Origin of the sequence: Nocardia sp. NPDC005745 (genome assembly GCF_040630775.1) — a bacterium.
Lineage (GTDB): Bacteria > Actinomycetota > Actinomycetes > Mycobacteriales > Mycobacteriaceae > Nocardia.
This window is the reverse complement of sequence record NZ_JBEXYF010000043.1, coordinates 44,707-61,971: the sequence shown is the minus strand read 5'-3', so window position 1 is coordinate 61,971 and position 17,265 is coordinate 44,707. Positions and strand designations below refer to the sequence as shown.

Here is a 17,265-nt window from a genome sequence, read left to right as displayed (position 1 = left end):
TGGACGAGGATCCGCTGGAGAGCACCAGGGTGCCGGGATTCGAAAACGTCTGGATGGCGTAACGCTCGGCGATGGCAAACACCTCCGAGCAGAACGTCTCCCATTCCGTCCCACTCACCCCGGCCTCCCAGCCCACTCGCAATATTGCCCCGCCTCGGCACTACTTACGGCACGGATTCACCACCGTGTCCGAGTACTTCCATGCCGAGGATTGCGAGGGTACTCCCCAGTACACGCCGCCCCCGCGAGCAGCCGTCCGATACTCCCCGTCCGCGCAGGTGGTGGCGCCTTGGGCCACGAGTTTGGTCCCCCGGCGGGTTTGGTGGGTATGCCGTCGCCGAGTAGTGCTGTACGTGTGGAGTGGCGACGAACATCGAAATACGGGGTTGCGCGCAGCAAAATCCGAGGTATCCAGACGATTACGCCGACCGGTGCGCACCGCCACGTGACGGCCGTGTCCGGGGGTGCGATGCCCATCGAGTCCCGGCTCGGTGCGACAGCAGCGACCGAAGCTCGGTCCGGTAGGAGCAGCACAGCAACGAATTTCACACCGGCAGCCAAGCCGGTACGGCGATACGCTGATGCTGGCAATCATTCGGCACACGGTCGATTCGAGCAGGAGTTACGGCGGTGGACAAGCCTCACCTAACGGTGGAGACCTCGACTACCCACAGCGTCGATCCAGGCGAACGCACGGACTACTGGAGGGAACTGATCACCTCCTACCACCGGCGCATGGCATACGAATTTCCTGATGGAAGCGACTTCCACGGGCGTACGAAGCTGTGCCGCACCAGCAAGTACCAGCTGGTGGGCTGGAAGTCCGACGGCGTGACCTACATCCGGACGACCACCCACGTACGCCGCGACAGCGACGACGACTTCCGGCTCCTGCTCACCTTCGCCGGCCACACGGAACTCTGGGATGATGGCGGCCGAGCGCATCTGCCCAATCGCACCGGCTGTCTACTGTCCCTCGATCAGCCGTTCGGGTTCCAGCAGGGGCAGGGCACGAGCGGTGTGCTGATGACCATCCCGCGACACGAGATCGAGCATCGCCTCGACATCGCGAGTTCCCTGCTCGCGCGACCGATGGACCTGAGCTCGGGGCTGGGGCGGGTGGTGACCGATATGCTCACCGGATTGCTCGCAGAGAGCGACGCGCTCGACGGATATCAGTTCGACGCCGCGTCTTCCCATATCGTGGATCTGCTCTGCATGCATGCCCGTGCCCGGCAAACGACGAGCATCGATCACCTCGACAAACTGGACGCGGCGATACGGCATTACGTCCGATCGCACGCGACAGATCCCGATCTTTCCAGCGCGACGATCGCGCATTCGCTCGGCTGGTCGATCAGACAGATCCAGCTTGCCCTACAGCGTTCCGGAACCACGCCGCGAGAATTGATCCGAGAAGAACGCCTGCAGCTGGCACACCGGCGGCTGAGTGATCCCTCGTCTCGTCACCAGAGCATCGCCTCGATAGCCGGCGGGCTGGGTTTCGGTTCGGCCAGCGCGTTCAGCACCATATTCCGGCGGCGGTTCGGAGCCAGCCCCCGCGATGTTCGTCACTCGGCACTGCCGGACCGTGACCGCTGACAGTAGGTGAGACCGCATCGAGCGGCACATTATACGAGCCGATCACTGCGCACCGACCCGCGCGAGATGCGGACGGCGGCAACGGATCGGACCGGCTCTAGGGCTGCTCGACCGGCGCGACCCTGTCAGCACTGCGAGGTTGCGCCGGTACTCGCGGTGGGGGCCGCACTCGACTCGCCGCGGTGCCTTCGCAGCATATCGACGGGACTCTGCGCGCCGGGGCAACATCTGTTCGCGCAGGAGCAACTGAGGCCGGACGGCGACGACTACCGTCCGCATTGCCCATCGAGAGGGCGGCGTACCCAGGTGGATCGCAAGGAGGATCAGGTGCGCACAGCTATTACCACGACCTTCGAGAAGGTCCGATGAATCGCGTTCGCGCAGTGCACTTTCCCGTCGACCTGAAGCGGTGCATGCTTTGACCATCGCGGTAATCGACAAGCGAAAGCCCGCGTCGTTCCCCGCGGAAGTATGGATCGTTTCGGTTACCACCTTTCTCAGTCGATCGGTGGGATTCCTTGCGCTGTACTCCACGGTGTTCTACAAATCGGTCGGGCTGAGTGCCGCTGTTCTGTCGCTCGCTTTGTTCGCGGCCGGGTTCGCCGGTGTGCTCGGCTCACTGGCCGGCGGGTGGTTCGCTACCCGGTTCGGATCGACCGACGTACTGATCGCCGGCTCCGTACTCAACGTTCCGCTCTTGTTCCTGCTCGGACTGGTGACAACTGAACCGGTCTGGGCGATCGTGTCGGCATCGCTGAGCGTTGCGGTGACACAGTCGTTCGCCGGGCCTGCGGCGGCTTTGGTCACCGGCTCCGGCTATCAGGGCAACACCGCGACAGTGGTCGCCTTCCACCGGATATTTCTCAGCAGTGGCGTCACGGTTGCTCCGATCCTTGTGGCGGTTGTCGGAGAAGACAACTTCTCGACGCTGTTCTTCCTGTCGTCGCTCGGTTCGCTGCTGACTGCGGTGTTGCTGCTGAGTGAACGCGCCAGGCTGCGGGCGGCGGAAAAGCGCGCGCAGACGCGCGAGCCGGCGACGGAATTCCATGCGGATTCCGCGGCGGATACCGCACACGACACCTCACGGGCGGCGCGACTGTGGGCGGTAGTCGGGGTGTTCGGAACGGCCATGGCGGTCTACGTCCAGAGCATGAGCGGGACACCGCTCTCCCTCGAGCGGATAGCCGGTGGTGGGCAACTGTACGGCATTCTCATCGCGGTGAATTCGATTTTCATCATCGCCTTCGAGTTGCCGCTCAGCTTCCTGACGTCCAAACTCCGGTGGAACTACGCGCTCGGGCTCGGGATATTCGTCACGGGGCTCGGACTCGCCATCTGTGGGCTCGGAACCAGCTGGACCGTATGCATTTTCGGGTTCGTACTGTTCTCCCTCGGAGAGGCAATTTTCATTCCGCAGGCAAGCGCGGCGATAGCAAAGCTCTCCTCTCCCTCGGAGAACCCGAGGTATCAGGGGTATCTCTCGGCCGCCCAGTCGATCGGGTTCGCGGTCGGGCCCGGGATCGGCGCCTTCGGTGTCCTGCACGATCTCTCGCTGTACTGGGCGCTGGTCGTCCAGATCTCGTTCGTCACGGGGGCGGTAGCGGTAATGGCGGGGGTAAACAAGAACAGGAGTCCGGACCGTGTCGGATAAGTCGGTCTTGATCGTCGATCCAGTGAGCTCGGGAACGCTGTACCCGTCTCTACTGGAAGCATATGGAATCGACACGATTCTGCTGGATACCGACCAGGCGCTGGTGTCGGGGTTTCGCACCGCGCCGACTCCGGGAGCTCTGAATTTCGAAGCGGACTTCGGATCGAACTACCGGTTGCTTCTCCAGATGTGTCTGGAGCGTTCGGTGAAATACGTGATCGCCGGGTCGGAGCCCGGCGTCGAGCTGTGCGATCGTCTGCGCGCTGATCTTCCGGATTGCCCCGGCAACGATACGACTGCGCCGATGCGGCGTTGGGACAAGCAGCGCATGTTCCAAGCGTTGGAGGCCGCGGGCGTTCCTTGCCTGACGACACGATCTGTCGAAGCACAGCGGGACGCCGTTCCCCCCGGAGTGATCGCGGAATTGCGTGGCGGCCGGAAGCTGGTGGTGAAACCGGCCCGAGGGGCGGCCTCCGTGGACGTTCGTTTGGTGGAGACTCCGGACCAATTGGCGGCCGCCGTGTCCGCGATCACCGACAAGGCCGGACTCTTCGGGGCCGGCTCGGCCGCTCTGATCCAGGAGATGTATCCGGCACCCAGAGTCGAATACGCGGTGGATACCTTCTCCACTCCGGATGGGCACGAACTTCTCTGTGTCAGCGTCTACGACAAATGGGTCTCGGCTTCCGGCGACTTCGTCTACGAGCGAGGCAGGTGGCTCGCGGGCGATGACCCGGTGGTGGGCGAGTTGACGGATTACGCGTGGCGCGTGCTCGACGCGCTGGGTGTGCGGATCGGCCCCGCGCATATGGAGATCATGTCCGGTGCGCTGGGCCCCCGCCTGATCGATTTCGGCGCACGAGCGCACGGGATCGGCCACCCTCGGCAGACTTATCTGCTCACCGGGAACTCCCAGATCCATCGCGAATGCGAGTACATCGCGGAGCTTTTCGGGATCCGCGCTCCGGAGCCGGAGCGAAAGGCCGGTTACGCCCTGACCCAGCACGGCGCGCTCGTGCTCTTCAGCATTGATCACCGGGCCCGGTATCTGGGTGGGGCAGAAGCCGAACTGGTGGAACTTCCCGGCGTGCTGGAGGTCCGGATGGCGGCCGAGCCGGGCAAGACATACCCGGCTACCAGGTCGATGATGGATTCGGTGGCGCTGGGACTCGCCTTCGTCGTCGGTGACGACATGCACGAACTGGATTTCCGGTGCGCCGAAGTCCGCAAGCGAGTCCGAGACTTCTTCACGCCCGCCCGATAGGAGGCCGGGTACGCATCACGGACGCTCGGAATGGCGGGGCATGGGCCGGCTAGCAGCGCAACGCTCCTTCCGGAAGCTCCGTCGGCGCGGTGAGAGGAAGCTCGAGTGAGGTGAGCAAATCTCGGAACCGTTCCGCCAGTTGGGTCGGCGCGCTGCGGCTGTAGGCGACGATCTCGCGGTAGACGCCGGGGCCGATCCTTCTGGTGTGCTGTACCCAGCCGCCAGGGACGGCGTTGTTGGGCACCAGTGCTACGCCTAAGCCCTCCATCGCGAACAGCAGCGCGGCGGTCACCTGCCCGGTACGGGCTACGGCGCGCGGAGTGAATCCGAGAGTGGTGGCCGTTCGGTCCACGATCTCGCTCATGCCTTGCTCGGGCTCGTACAGGATCCAGTCGGCTGCGGCGAGTTCGTCGGGTTCCACACAGGAGCCCGTGTCCCGCCCCATCGGGCCGACCAGCACCATCTCCTCGTACCCGAGGGATACGACCGGCCCTTCCCACAGTTCGGGCCGCGGGCCGACCGCGAGATCGCCCTGCCCGTTGCGTACTGCTTCCTCCAGGGCACGGCGATGGGAGAAGTCGTGCACCCGAAGAACAGCCGTCGGGAAGAGCGAGTGCCAGCGCACGGCGCTCGGGGGCAGGATGCCGGAGGCGATCGACCGCACGGTCACTACGTGCACGTCGCCGCTTCGCCCCTCGACCACCTGGCGCACGGCGTCCGCCGCTTCCCCGGCACCCTGCAACACGCGCTCGGCTCGGGGCAGGAAGACCCGTCCCGCAGGAGTGAGGACGAGGCCGTGGCGTCCGCGTTCGAGCAGTTGCGCGCCGAGTTCCTTCTCCAGCGACCGTATCTGCTGGGACAACGACGGCTGCGAGACATACAGCCGTGCGGCGGCGGCGCTGAAAGACCCGCTTTCCCAGACGGCGAGAAAGTACTCCAATTGGCGCAGTCGCATCGGATGAAGTTACCGCTGTCCCCGCCGGCCGCAGACGTGGCGCGAGCGAATCACTCGACCAGAATCGCTCGCCCGTCGCGGCGAGCGAGGCGGGCGAGCAGACAGTCGATTTCCGACCGCGCTCGGCTCGACAGCAGGCTTCGGGGTGTGCGCTGGGCATCGGAGGCGAGAAGTCCGCGCCGCTTCATGACGTACTTGCGCACCGCCAGGCCGACACCCGGCTGCTGTTCGTACCGCAGCAGCGGTAGATGCGCATCGAAGATGTCATGGCTTTCCTCGAAACGGCCGGCGGCGGCATGACCGACCACATCCACCAGCATTTCCGGAAAGCAATATCCGGTCATGGCGCCGTCTGCCCCACGCTCGGTCTCGAAATCGAGGAACAGCCCGCCGTTTCCGCACAGGATCGAGATCCGGGGCATTTCCCCCTCGGTTTCGAGGTGACGCAGTGCGCTGATCTTCTCCAGCCCCGGCCAGTCCTCATGCTTGAGCATGACGCAGCTGGGCACGGCGCGAGCGATGCGGGCGATGACCGAGGCGCTCATGACGACCGAGAACGACAAGGGATAGTCCTGCACGACAAGGGGTACCGAGTCACCGAGCACGGCCGCGGCGCCCTCGTAGTAGCCCACGATCTGGTCGTCGGTGCGCAACGTATTGGGCGGTGCGACCATGACGCCCGCTGCTCCCGCCGACATGACATCGGCGGTGAGCGCGCGCATTGCCGCGTAGCCCGGAGCGGAGACTCCTACGATCACCGGAAGTCGAGTCCTGCGCAGGACTCGGCACACGATTTTCGTCGCCTCGTCGTGGGACAACTTGGGCGCTTCGCCCATCTGGCCGAGCAGGGTGATCCCGGTGACGCCGGCCGACTCGTAGAAATCGACGAGGCGGTGCAGCGAGTCGAAGTCCACCGCGCCTTCCTCGTCGAAGGGGGTCGGCGCGATGGCGAAGACGCCTCTCGCCTCACGGGTGAGCGGGGCCATGATCGGATCCTTGTCGTCGCGGGGTTCGGAATCAGAGGCTGGGGATGAGCCCGCCGTCGACGCGCACCACCGAACCGGTGATGTACGACGCGGGGACGCTCGCCAGGAACGCGACCGTCGAGGCGTACTCACTCGGGTCGCCGTAGCGTCCGATCGGGATGGTGGCCACGCTGTCGGCCGTGACCTCTTCGACGGTTCGGCCCTCCGCCTCGGCCTTGATCCGGTCGAGACGCTCGACCCGGCCGGTGCCGATCCTTCCCGGCACGACGATGTTGCACGTGACGCCGTCCGAGGCGACCTCCCGCGCCAGCGTCTTGGACCAACCGAGCAGTGCGGCACGAAGACCGTTCGACAGGCCCAAGTCGGGAATGGGAGCGACGACTCCCGAGCTGGCGCTGGTGATGACGCGCCCCCAGCCTCGCGTCCGCATGCCCGGGACGAGTCTGTCGGTGACGGCGATCACAGACAGCACCATGGAACGGAAATGGTCGAGCCACACGGTAGCCGGCAGGCCGAGGACCGGTGCGGGCGATGGTCCGCCGGTGTTGTTCACCAAGATGTCGACCGGACCGAGGGTCCGCTCGATCTCGGTGACCTTGGCCTCGATGACATCGAGGTCGGCGATATCCCAGGCCACCGGCATGGCACGGCCACCGGACGCGGCGATCAGGTCGCTGCGCGCCGCGGCCGCTTCGAAATGGATATCGGCGACGGCCACCTCGGCCCCCTCGGCCGCCAGTTTCTCCGCAATGGCGCCTCCGAGGCCGCCGCCTCCGCCCAGAACCACTGCGGTTCGACCGGCAATCTCGAGATCCAAGGTTCCTCCTCGACCGAACGCCGGAAATTCCGGCTTTTACCTGATTTCCACACCGTAAGTCACGCAGTCGAACGTGCCCAATACGAATAATTGACAACCCCTATAGGGCAGGCCTATACATCGAGCACAGCGCGCGGTCGGCGGGAAGAAATTCACCCATCGGCGCAAAAGTCTGTTGGACAAACAAGAATTCGCTGCCATAGCCTCGCTGCATACCATTGGAAGCCAAATGAAAGGCTATGTGGTGTCCATTCCGGATACAATGCTCGCAGCTGTGATCGGCGAGCCGGGAATTATCGAGACCAAAACTCTGCCGGTGCCGCACCCGGGCCCGGACGACGTTCTCGTGCGAGTGCATCGAGCTTCGTTGTGCGGCACCGACCTCAAGATCCGCAGCCGTCGCTTCTTCCACGGAGCCGGCCCGGCGCCGGACACCTTCATCCCCGGCCACGAGTACGCGGGCGTCGTTGCCGCGGTCGGCAGCGCCGTCGACGAGTTCTCCGTCGGCGATCGCGTCGTCACCGAGGCACATCGGGGCTGCATGCGATGCGTCAACTGCCTGTCCGGCTCCTACACCGACTGTTTGAACTACGGCAACCAGGCCAAAGGCCATCGGACACAGGGGATGACGGTCAACGGCGGCTTCGCCGAATATGTCGTCAACCACGTCTCCACGCTGTACCGGCTTCCCGATCACATCGACTTCGACTCGGCCGTCGTGCTGACCACCGCCGGCACCGTGATGCACGTGTTCGACGTGCTCGGCTCGCTGTTGGTCGGCGCGGGCGTCGCGGTGATCGGTCCCGGTCCCATCGGATTGTTGGCCGTCCAGGTCGCCCGCGAACTCGGGGCCGAGCCGGTGATGCTGGTGGGCACACGCAACAACCGACTGGAGATCGGGAAGCAATTCGGGGCCGACCATCTGCTCAACTCCCGCGAGGAGGACGCCGTCGCGGCGGTTCGGGAGATCACCGGCGGACTCGGCCCCGACATCGTCGTGGAGTGCTCCGGGGCTCCCGCCGCGGTCGACGACGCGATTCACATGGTCAAGCGCGGCGGCAGAATCGTTTTGGCGGGCTTCTTCGAACAACCGGTGACGGCTGATCTCAATCACGCTGTCATGAACGGAATCTCGATCAACACCGTCCGCGGCGAAGGCGCGAACTCGGTAGCGAGGGCCCTGTCGCTGGCATCGCGTGGACGACTGCACACCAGGCCCCTGGTGACCCATCACTTCCCACTCGAAAACATCGCCGAAGCATTCGACGCCTACGCCGAACGGCGAGACAACGCGATCAAGGTCATGCTCGATGTCACCGGATGAGGCCACGCTTGCCCCGGTCCGCGAACTGGTCGCCACCGACATGGCTGCCTGCGCGGCCGCATGGCTGGAATCGCTCGCCCCGGATCAACTCACTCGAGCGCAGTTCGACTCCCCTCTGGCTGCTGACGCGGAGGCCGAGCGGCTCCGTTGGTTCTACACCCCGACCGACCACGGCGGACTTGCCCTCCGCGATCAAACCGCACGCCAGCAGGGCTTGGCGATGCGACTGGTCGCCTCGGGACTGTCCGAGGCCGGATACACGACCGTCGCCACCGTGATGGGTTCGGAGAATGTCCTCGATCAAGTCGAAGGATGGCACGTCCGCTGGGGACGGGATCGAGGCCGGGATCCCGGCCTCTACTGGCTCAGGTTGTTCGGCCACCCTGGCGACTTCGTCTGGGGATGGCGCTTCGGCGGCCACCACATCTCCCTGAACAACCTGATCATCGGCGGATGCATCGTCTCGACGACACCGTGCTTCATCGGCGCCGATCCAGCCAGTGCCGCTTTGCTCGGTGGAACGCTACGGCCGCTGGGCGGACCGGAAGCGGCGGCGCGGCACCTGGCCCGATCGCTGGACTCCGATCGATACCGAGCGGCACTGTTGCACGAGAGCGCCGTCTCCGACATCGTCTCCGGCAACCGGCCGACCATCGCGCACGGTGACGTGATGATGCACATGCAGGATTTGTGGCGTGGCACTTTCACCGACCCGGCGCTGCGGGATCTGGTCGACGAGGTCGACCGGCGTGCCGAAGAAAACAGCGGCTACACCGAAGCCGACCACACGGCCATGGCCATCTCCCTTCCACCCAAGGGCCTGGCCGCGCGCGACCTCGACCCGGCACAGCGCCACACACTGCGGCAACTGATCAGCCTGTACACCGGTCGCGCACCGAGTGCCCTCGCTGATGTTCACGCGGCGCACTACGAAGCCGACGACGTACTCGACGAGGTCCACTTCGGGTGGGCGGGCAGCCTGCGGGCCGGTGAACCGCATTACTACCGGATCCAAGGCCCGCGGCTGCTCATCGAGTACGACAACACCCAGCGCCACGCCAACCACGCACATTCCGTCTGGCGAGATCCGCGTTCGGATTTCGGGCTCGACAGCCTGGCCGAGCATCGCCGGCGCTCCGCGCATTGAGCAAGGCAGATCGATGCCAGGCGAAACGGGTGTTCAGCCGACCGGGAATTTCACCACCGGATCGGGGCCCAGGTCGGTGACGTATACGTTGCCCGCAGTGTCGACCGCCACCCCCTGGGGGTTCTTCAGGCCGGTGAAGGGCAGCGGTGTCGGCGTCGAGGCGCCCGGCGCCAACCTCACCACCCACTTGTTACCCCAGTCGACGACGTATAGGTCTCCTGCCCCGTCGACGGCCACACCCTGGGGATCTTTGAGCCCGATGAATGGCAACGTGGTCGGCGCCGACGCGCCCGGCGCCAACGTCAACACCCGCTCGGTACCCAATTCGGTGACATAGACGTTGCCCGCAGTGTCGACCGCCATACCCTGGGGATCTCGCAGCCCCGTGAACGGTAGCGTCGTCGGCGCCGACGCGCCGACCCCCAACCTCAACACCCGATCATTACCCCAGTCGGCGACGTACACGTCTCCCGCCACGTCGACGGCCACACCGTGGGGGTTCTTCAGGCCGGTGAACGGCAGCGGCGCCGGCGTCGACGCGCCCGCCCCCAACCTCAACACCCGATCGTTGCTCGTGTCGGTCACGTATACGTTGCCCGCCGTGTCGACCGCCACACCCTGGGGATTATTCAGGCCGGTGAACGGCAGCGGCGCCGGCGCCGACGCGCCCGCCGCCAACTTCAACACCCGATCGTTGCCCATGTCGGTGACATAGATGTTGCCGGCCGTGTCGACCGCTACATCGGTGGGCAGGCTGACGCCGGTGAACGGCAGCGGAGTCTGAGCCGAGGCGACCGATGTGGGCGAGTTGCTCCCGCCGTCTGAGCCCCGTTGAACACCGGCGACGACAGCTACGACGGCCACCACCGTTACCGCGACCGTGGCGGCGAGCAGCGCAGCGGTCTTGGGCGACAGTCCGATTCGCCACCGATGGCGCGAAGCCACGCCCCCGGTGGTGCCGGCCACGGCATCGTCCACCGCGGCGCAGGCCGCCGCGGCCAGCTCACGCACGGTCTGATAACGATCGTCGGGGTTTTTGGCCATCCCCTTGGCGATGACCGCATCGAACGCAGCCGGTACATCGGGCGTATCGGCGCTGGGACGCGGCGGCGGGCTGTGCAGGTGATGAGCGATCACACCCTGCGGTCCCGATGCGCTCGCAAACGGCGGACGGCCGGTCAGGCACTCGTACAGCACGCACGTCAACGCGTAGACGTCCACTCGGGCATCGGCCTTGACCTCCGTGCTGATCTCCTCCGGCGCCATGTAGGCGACGGTGCCGATGGTCTCGCCGATAGTGGTCAGCGTACGGTCGTCGGCGGCGTGGGCGATTCCGAAGTCGATCAGGGAGGCGAACTCGTCGTCCCCCAGCAGGATGTTGGAGGGTTTGACATCGCGGTGGACGAGCCCGGCGTCGTGGGCCGCCTGTAGCGCGCCGGCCACCTGCGCAGTGATCGCCGCTGCCCGCTTCGGCGACAGGGCCCCTTCTCGGGTGATCACCGTGCGCAGGTCGGTGCCCTCGATCAAGCGCATATTCAAATAGAGCCGACCGTCGATATCGCCGAAGTCGTGGATGGGGATCACATGCGGCTCGGTCAACTGTGCCACCGCCCGGCACTCCCGGCGGAACCGCTCGCGCAGTTGCTCGTCATCCGCGAAGCGCTCGGGCAACACCTTGAGCGCCACCACCCGGTTGGTCAGCGAATCGTGCGCCCGCCAAACCTGGCCCATGCCCCCCTGCCCCAGCAGCGACAGAAGCCGATAGCGTCCGAACGGCTCCGCAGGCCCCCGAGTGGCGTCCCCGTCACCTAGTAACGTGTCATCCATCGTGCCGTCCCATGACCACCCGACTGGCAAACGGTGATTACATTCCAACCCCCGCCCGAGCGGGTGGCGCCACACTGGTTGATTCAGCCAGGCCGACAGTCGAGAGTCGGCGCTATCGTCGGCGGGCGAATATCCCAGTCATGTTCCAGTCGGCAACAACGCGGCCGGGCACTGCCCGCCACCGGTGCGAGCGCGCGGATCGTTTCAGAAATCCGCCGACAATTTATAGCGAATTCAGTGTACTCCGGACCCATACGACCGGCTTCGTGAAACCGCGTTGAGCCCCACTCCACGGCGACGGCCTACTTCGTCGCGGCACCCCGGCTGGACCGTCCGGCGTTTCAGAACATGGGCGCGGGATCCTGCCCGTTCGGCGGTGAGAACAGGCATTGGCATGGCATAGCCGGATAGCTCTGCTCCACTCGATCATCGACAGCGACGGCGTGAGCCCAGCCCCCTTCGATGGCCTCCCGAGCGAACGTCACGGCCGCCTCGTAGGAGGCAACGAAATGCAATGGTGAACCGATACCGAAATCGACCATCAGATGCCACATCAGCGCGTTTCCAAACTGATAGAACGCTCTCAGCAGCGCTGACGGCAGCCCGAACGTCTTCGTGCATTCGGTGTAAGAAGCTCGTCGGGTCGCGGCGTCGCCGTTGGGCGCAGGGCGTCGTCGCGGTTCATCCCTTTCCCTCGATACCGGTGACGGCTGGGGTCATCGCGGTGGCGTGCGCCATGGTTACCCGAGCCATGTCGGTGGTGGCGATAGAGCCGATGTAGCCGTCGGGACGGATCAGCAGGAGTGCGGAATCGGCGACACCGTAGATCCGGGCGAAGGAATCGGTGATGTCGGCGAGCACGACATCGGCGTTCGCCTGCTCTCCGCCATTGATGGCGATCTTTCTCAGTCCCGCGCCCGCCGACGGCCACGTCAATGCGGCCAGTTCGGCTACGGCCGCGCGGCCGTAGCCGATCGCGGTGAAATGCGGTCCGGAGAAGAGGTCGAACAGGCGCTGTGCTCCTCCGGCCGCGTTCAGCAGCTTCGCGTCCGGCGCCCGATCGCCCACCCGCAACGTCCCGGTGTGTTCGGCATCGGCCGTGACCAGCGGACCGCCGCGGTAATGCAGGCCGAGCTGGCGTTCATCGTCGCCGCGTTTGATCGAAGACGGGTCGAGTTTGGCCAGGCCTTCATACTTCTTGGTCGACAAGCCCAAAACTCCGGCCGCGATCGGATGCCGCTCGGCCTCGTAGGTGTCGAGCAGGCTGTCCGGTGCGCCGGCGAGCACCTGGCCGAGTTTCCAGCCCAGGTTGTAGGCATCCTGCAAACCGGTATTGAGTCCTTGCGCACCCGCGGGGGGATGGACATGAGCGGCGTCACCGGCGATGAACACCCGTCCCGCCCGGTACCGGTCCGCCAGGCGAATGTTGGGGCGAAATACCGATGTCCAGCCGATGCGCGACAAGCGGATGCGCTTGTCGCCGGTGTGCTTGCGGATGCGCGCGTTCAGGCTGTCCTCGTCGAGGGCGGGCTCCTCACCGGGTTGCAGACGGATCATCACCTGAAAGACATCGGAGTGCGGCAGTGGGCACGCGCCGACGAACCGGCCGTCCGGGCGCGGCCACACATGCCAGCGGTTGCGGGAAAGCCCTTCGACCACGGCGTCGACGATGATCATCCGATCGGCTTCGTCGGTCGAGCCCTCGAAACCGATGCCCGCCGTTTTTCGGACCGCGCTCGCTCCGCCGTCGGCGCCGACGAGGTAGCGAGCGCCGATCTCTTCGGCACCGTCGGGACCGGCGACCGTCGCAATGACCGCATCCCGATGTTGCTCGAATCCGACGAGTTCATGTTCCGATTCGACGGTCACGCCCAGCCGTCGCAGTCCGGCGCGCAGCGCGGCATCGGTGCGGAATTGGGGAATCAACCACGTATTCGGGTGCGGCACATCGGATGTCAGCTCGTTTCGGGAGATCATGTGCCACGGAATCGTCACCGGACCCGCATGGATGCCGAGCAGGGGGTACTCGGCGCCGCCTGCGCGGATATCGTCGAGGACGCCGAGGTCCTCGAGCACTTCCAGGCTGCGCGGCTGGATTCCCTTGGCGCGTGAACCGTCGAAGGGCTTCGCGGCTTTGTCGATGATCCGTACCGCCAGGCCGCGGCGAACCAGATCGATCGCCAACGCGGTGCCGGTCGGCCCGCCGCCGACGACGAGAACGTCGGTCGGTTCGGTCTTCGATTCGGTGTTCATCGTGACGACTCTTTTCTGGCAGTATCGACAAAGGCAGCGAACCGCAGACCCATCTGGGCCGGCTCCTCGTAGGGCACCATGTGCCCGCAGGGCGAGAGAATGTGCGCCTCGGTCGGTGCGAACAACGCGGATACCTCATCGAAGCTCGTGATCGGGGTCACCTCGTCTCGGTCACCCCACAGCAACATCTTCGGAATCCGCAGGCACCCGGTCTGCCGATAGAGGTCCTGACGGCCGGACAGCGGGAAGTCGGCGATAGTGGCAGTCAAGGCGTAGATCGAGCCCTCGAACTGGTAGCACTCGCGCACCATCGCCGTGAGCGCCGCGGATTGCTGCGGATCCCGGACATTGTGTGACAGATGCCGATCGAGCATTTTGCTGCCCAGCTTCTTCGCCAGAAGGGTGCCCAACATTTCCTGGCGCAGCAAGGAGGCGAGGGCGGGCGCGGGCTGCAGGCCGGCGGGACCGGCCAATGTGAAGGTGGCGATGCGGTCGGTGTGCTGTCGAGCGAAAGCCATAGCCACCAATGCACCCATCGAAGCTCCGACGAGGTGGAAAGGTTCGGCCAGATCCAGCCGCTGGGTCAAGTCCACGATTTGCCGCACGAACAGGGCCTCATCGTAGGTGGCCTGCACACGGTCGGAATAGCCGCGTCCGTAGGCACTGAAGGTAACGGTACGGAATCCGCGCGAATGCAGCTCACCGACGAGTTGATCCCAGTAGAACAGCGGGGTGGTCAGGCTGCCCGCGAACACGACGACCTCTCCGCCTTCGGGCCCGGCCATCTCGTAATGCGTGATCCCGTCACCGCATTCGATGAAGTCACCGCGCAGCTCGGCACGTGTCGCCTGGTCCAGGCGGCGGGTCTCGCCGCGCACCACGAAGTACTTCATCACTTTCCCTCCGTCGGCGAGTTCGCCTCGGCAGTAAGAAAATTCAGTAGCGCGCCGGCCACCCAGTCCGGATCTTCGTCGGGCAGTAGGTGGCCGCCGGAGGGGTGAATCCGTTCGAGGCTGCCGGGTATATCGCGAGTGAAGAACTGCCCGTCGACCGACGCGCTGCGCAGCACCAGCGTCGGCGCTGTGATGGTGGGAATCGCGGCGGTGCGGTCGATCTGCTCGGTGTTGGCGAAGTCGATGAACGCCTCTTGGTTGCCGGGCCGGGTCAGCATCGCGTGCACCCGGTCGACCATCGCGTCGTCCACCACCGACTTGCGCGATCCCACCGCCGAGCGCAGATTGCGTTCGGTGGCCGAGCGAGACGCCAAATGCCGCATCAACACCCGCCCTGCGGGGTTACGCGCCAGCCGCAGCGCCAACGGCAACGACTTGCCCGGGTAGCCGGTGGCATTGATCAACACCAGCCGATCCACCCGCTGCGGATAATCCAATGCGAAGTTCCAGGCGATATTGCCGCCGAGGGAATTGCCGACCACCGAAGCTTTGGAGACTCCGATGGCGTCCGAGAAGGCGGCGACCGTCTCGGCAAACGTTTGTATCCGGTAGTCCCGGTCGGCGCGCGGACCCGTGAGCCCGAAGCCGGGCAGGTCCGGGCGAATCACATCGAACGACGACGACAACACCGCGGCCACCTGGTCGAAGCAGTGCAGCGAGGAACCGCTGCCGTGCAGAAGCAACACCGACGGCCCCGTCCCGGCCCGCTTGTAGTGGAGGTTACGGCCCTCGACGATCGCGAAGCGTGAATCAGAGTCGATGTAGTCATCGGCGGCTGCTCGTCTACTCATAATGGTGACAGTGTTGCCGATATATGTGTGCAGGTCAAGCGATAGCGGCAACATCGTGACCGATACATGATGGTCAAGTGTCCAACTTGCCGATGCGGAACAATGCGAGTGTGACCACTGCCGATTCAGACGCCGTCGAGACCCCGGCTCGCCGCTCCCCCGGCCGTCCGCGGGTCCCCTTCGAACGGATCGTGACGACCGCACTGCGCATCATCGACGAGGAAGGCGCCGACGCGCTGTCGATGCGAACGCTCGCGCAACGTCTCGAAACGGGCACCGCCGTGCTCTACCGAGCGGTCGCCAATCGTGCCGAACTCATCGCCCACGTGGTCGACTCGGTCCTCGGCGAGATCGAAATCGACGACACACCCGCAGGCGATTGGCAGCGCGCGTGCGTCACCGCCGCGGAGGCCATCTTCGCGGTCCTGCACCGTCATCGCGGGATCGCGCCCCTGCTCATCGAGCAGGTACCGATCGGACCCAATTCGCTCGTGTTGCGCGAGCGAGTCCTTGCCACACTGCTCGCCAACGGGTTTCCCCCGGAGTCCGCGGCGCTCGTCTACGCCACCCTTGCCCGCTATGTCGTCGGCTTCGCCGCACAGCTCCGAGGTCACGACACCGAAGCCGACATGAACCCCGCGACAATCACCACGCTTTATCGTCAGCTCGATCCAGCGCGATTCCCCGCCACGATCGCCGTCTCCGATTGCCTGCCGAGTCAAACTCTGGAAAGCGAATTCCGCTTCGGCCTGCAACTGATCGTGGCGGGCCTCGTGCCGCTGCATGACGCCGTGGCAGGCTCCGCCTGATTCGTTCGCCCACCGGTGATGTACGACACATGCGTGCCCTGTTATGGCGATCGGGTCGCCGGCGTCTTGTGTTCGTCCGATACACGACGAGCAGCTAGGAGCCGACCATGAGCGGGCACACCACACACAGGAAAGTCGCGCTGATCACCGGGGCGAACAAAGGGATCGGCCGCGGGGCCGCCGAACAACTCGCGGCGCAGGGTACGACGGTCCTGCTCGGAGCCAGGGATCCGCTGCGTGGAGAGGAAGCCGCGGCGGCACTGCGCTCGGCAGGCGGCGACGCACACGCCATCGTCCTGGATGTCACCGACCCGGTCACCATCGAGGAGGCGGCAAAGCGGATCGAGGAGCGTTTCGGACAACTCGACGTGCTGATCAACAACGCCGGAATCACCGGCTCCGGGCAGGTTTCGCCGCAGGATGCGCACGATCAGGTGCCCAGTACCGTGGACCTGCAGATGGTCCGGGCGGTGTTCGAGACCAACGTTTTCGGCGTGATCGCGGTGACCAACGCGATGCTGCCACTGCTGCGGCGGTCGCCGGCGCCGCGCATCGTGAACGTCAGCAGCCACGCCGCTTCACTCACTCTGATCAGCGACCCGAACGGCCCCTTCGCGGGTTTGCTGCCGTCGGCCGCCTACAACCCTTCCAAGTCCGCGCTGGCCGCGCTGACCGTCAACTACGCCAACGAACTGCGCAAGGACGGATTCCTCGTGAATGCCGCCTGCCCCGGCTACGTCGACACCGACAGCAACAATCACACCGGGTTCCTCACGGTCGCGCAGGGCGCCGCGGTCCTGGTGCGCCTGGCCACGCTCGGCGCCGACGGGCCGACCGCGGGCATGTTCAGCGAGGACGGCCCGGTGCCCTGGTGAAGACGAATCGA

The 17,265-nt window shown here is 65.4% G+C and carries 15 protein-coding genes; 7 read left to right on the top strand and 8 right to left on the bottom strand.

Going from position 1 to position 17,265, the window contains the following annotated elements; all coding sequences use genetic code 11:
* Positions 1–630 precede the first annotated feature (630 nt).
* The 3 genes from ABZ420_RS32055 (at position 631) to ABZ420_RS32045 (ending at position 4,517) form a co-directional block, all read left to right on the top strand.
* Positions 631–1,602 carry an AraC family transcriptional regulator gene (locus ABZ420_RS32055; RefSeq protein WP_357130787.1) on the top strand — a complete coding sequence of 324 codons (972 nt, stop codon included), beginning with the start codon at positions 631–633 and terminating at the stop codon, positions 1,600–1,602.
* Positions 1,603–2,011: 409 nt separating this feature from the next.
* Complete coding sequence (locus ABZ420_RS32050; protein WP_357130784.1) at positions 2,012–3,253, top strand: MFS transporter; 1,242 nt, start codon at positions 2,012–2,014, stop codon at positions 3,251–3,253.
* Positions 3,243–4,517 carry an ATP-grasp domain-containing protein gene (locus ABZ420_RS32045; RefSeq protein WP_357130781.1) on the top strand — a complete coding sequence of 425 codons (1,275 nt, stop codon included), beginning with the start codon at positions 3,243–3,245 and terminating at the stop codon, positions 4,515–4,517. Before ABZ420_RS32050 ends, ABZ420_RS32045 begins: the two co-directional genes overlap by 11 nt.
* 49 nt (positions 4,518–4,566) lie before the next feature.
* On the opposite strand, the gene ABZ420_RS32040 is transcribed toward ABZ420_RS32045, so the two are convergent.
* Genes ABZ420_RS32040 through ABZ420_RS32030 form a run of 3 tightly spaced genes read right to left on the bottom strand, consistent with a single transcriptional unit; the run spans position 4,567 to position 7,275 of the window.
* Positions 4,567–5,472, bottom strand: a complete 906-nt coding sequence (locus ABZ420_RS32040) for a LysR family transcriptional regulator (RefSeq protein WP_357130778.1) — start codon at positions 5,470–5,472, stop codon at positions 4,567–4,569.
* 50 nt (positions 5,473–5,522) lie between these two features.
* Entirely contained in the window at positions 5,523–6,458 is a 936-nt protein-coding gene (locus ABZ420_RS32035; protein ID WP_357130775.1) for a dihydrodipicolinate synthase family protein, read from the bottom strand.
* Between the two features lie 31 nt (positions 6,459–6,489).
* Complete coding sequence (locus ABZ420_RS32030; RefSeq protein ID WP_357130772.1) at positions 6,490–7,275, bottom strand: SDR family oxidoreductase; 786 nt, start codon at positions 7,273–7,275, stop codon at positions 6,490–6,492.
* 229 nt (positions 7,276–7,504) lie between these two features.
* Between ABZ420_RS32030 and ABZ420_RS32025 the strand changes: the two genes are divergently transcribed.
* Positions 7,505–8,599, top strand: a complete 1,095-nt coding sequence (locus ABZ420_RS32025) for a zinc-binding dehydrogenase (RefSeq protein ID WP_357130769.1) — start codon at positions 7,505–7,507, stop codon at positions 8,597–8,599.
* Positions 8,586–9,746 (top strand): DUF3500 domain-containing protein, encoded by a 1,161-nt coding sequence (locus ABZ420_RS32020; RefSeq protein WP_357130766.1) that lies wholly within the window; start codon positions 8,586–8,588, stop codon positions 9,744–9,746. Before ABZ420_RS32025 ends, ABZ420_RS32020 begins: the two co-directional genes overlap by 14 nt.
* 33 nt (positions 9,747–9,779) lie before the next feature.
* On the opposite strand, the gene ABZ420_RS32015 is transcribed toward ABZ420_RS32020, so the two are convergent.
* The 5 genes from ABZ420_RS32015 to ABZ420_RS31995 form a co-directional block, all read right to left on the bottom strand.
* Complete coding sequence (locus tag ABZ420_RS32015) at positions 9,780–11,573, bottom strand: serine/threonine-protein kinase PknD (RefSeq protein WP_357130763.1); 1,794 nt, start codon at positions 11,571–11,573, stop codon at positions 9,780–9,782.
* A 341-nt stretch (positions 11,574–11,914) separates the two neighbouring features.
* A complete protein-coding gene (locus ABZ420_RS32010) occupies positions 11,915–12,127 on the bottom strand; it encodes a hypothetical protein (RefSeq protein ID WP_357130760.1) in 213 nt (70 codons plus the stop codon).
* Between the two features lie 127 nt (positions 12,128–12,254).
* Positions 12,255–13,826 (bottom strand): FAD-dependent oxidoreductase, encoded by a 1,572-nt coding sequence (locus ABZ420_RS32005; protein WP_357130757.1) that lies wholly within the window; start codon positions 13,824–13,826, stop codon positions 12,255–12,257.
* Positions 13,823–14,707 (bottom strand): alpha/beta fold hydrolase, encoded by an 885-nt coding sequence (locus ABZ420_RS32000; protein ID WP_357130754.1) that lies wholly within the window; start codon positions 14,705–14,707, stop codon positions 13,823–13,825. Before ABZ420_RS32000 ends, ABZ420_RS32005 begins: the two co-directional genes overlap by 4 nt.
* 11 nt (positions 14,708–14,718) lie before the next feature.
* Positions 14,719–15,570 (bottom strand): alpha/beta hydrolase, encoded by an 852-nt coding sequence (locus tag ABZ420_RS31995; protein ID WP_357130751.1) that lies wholly within the window; start codon positions 15,568–15,570, stop codon positions 14,719–14,721.
* Between the two features lie 110 nt (positions 15,571–15,680).
* Between ABZ420_RS31995 and ABZ420_RS31990 the strand changes: the two genes are divergently transcribed.
* On the top strand, positions 15,681–16,379 hold the full coding sequence (locus ABZ420_RS31990; RefSeq protein WP_357130748.1) for a TetR/AcrR family transcriptional regulator C-terminal domain-containing protein: 699 nt from the start codon (positions 15,681–15,683) through the stop codon (positions 16,377–16,379).
* A 107-nt stretch (positions 16,380–16,486) separates the two neighbouring features.
* The gene (locus ABZ420_RS31985; protein ID WP_357130745.1) at positions 16,487–17,254 is read left to right on the top strand and encodes an SDR family oxidoreductase; all 768 of its coding nucleotides are present in this window, start codon (positions 16,487–16,489) and stop codon (positions 17,252–17,254) included.
* Positions 17,255–17,265 lie beyond the last annotated feature (11 nt).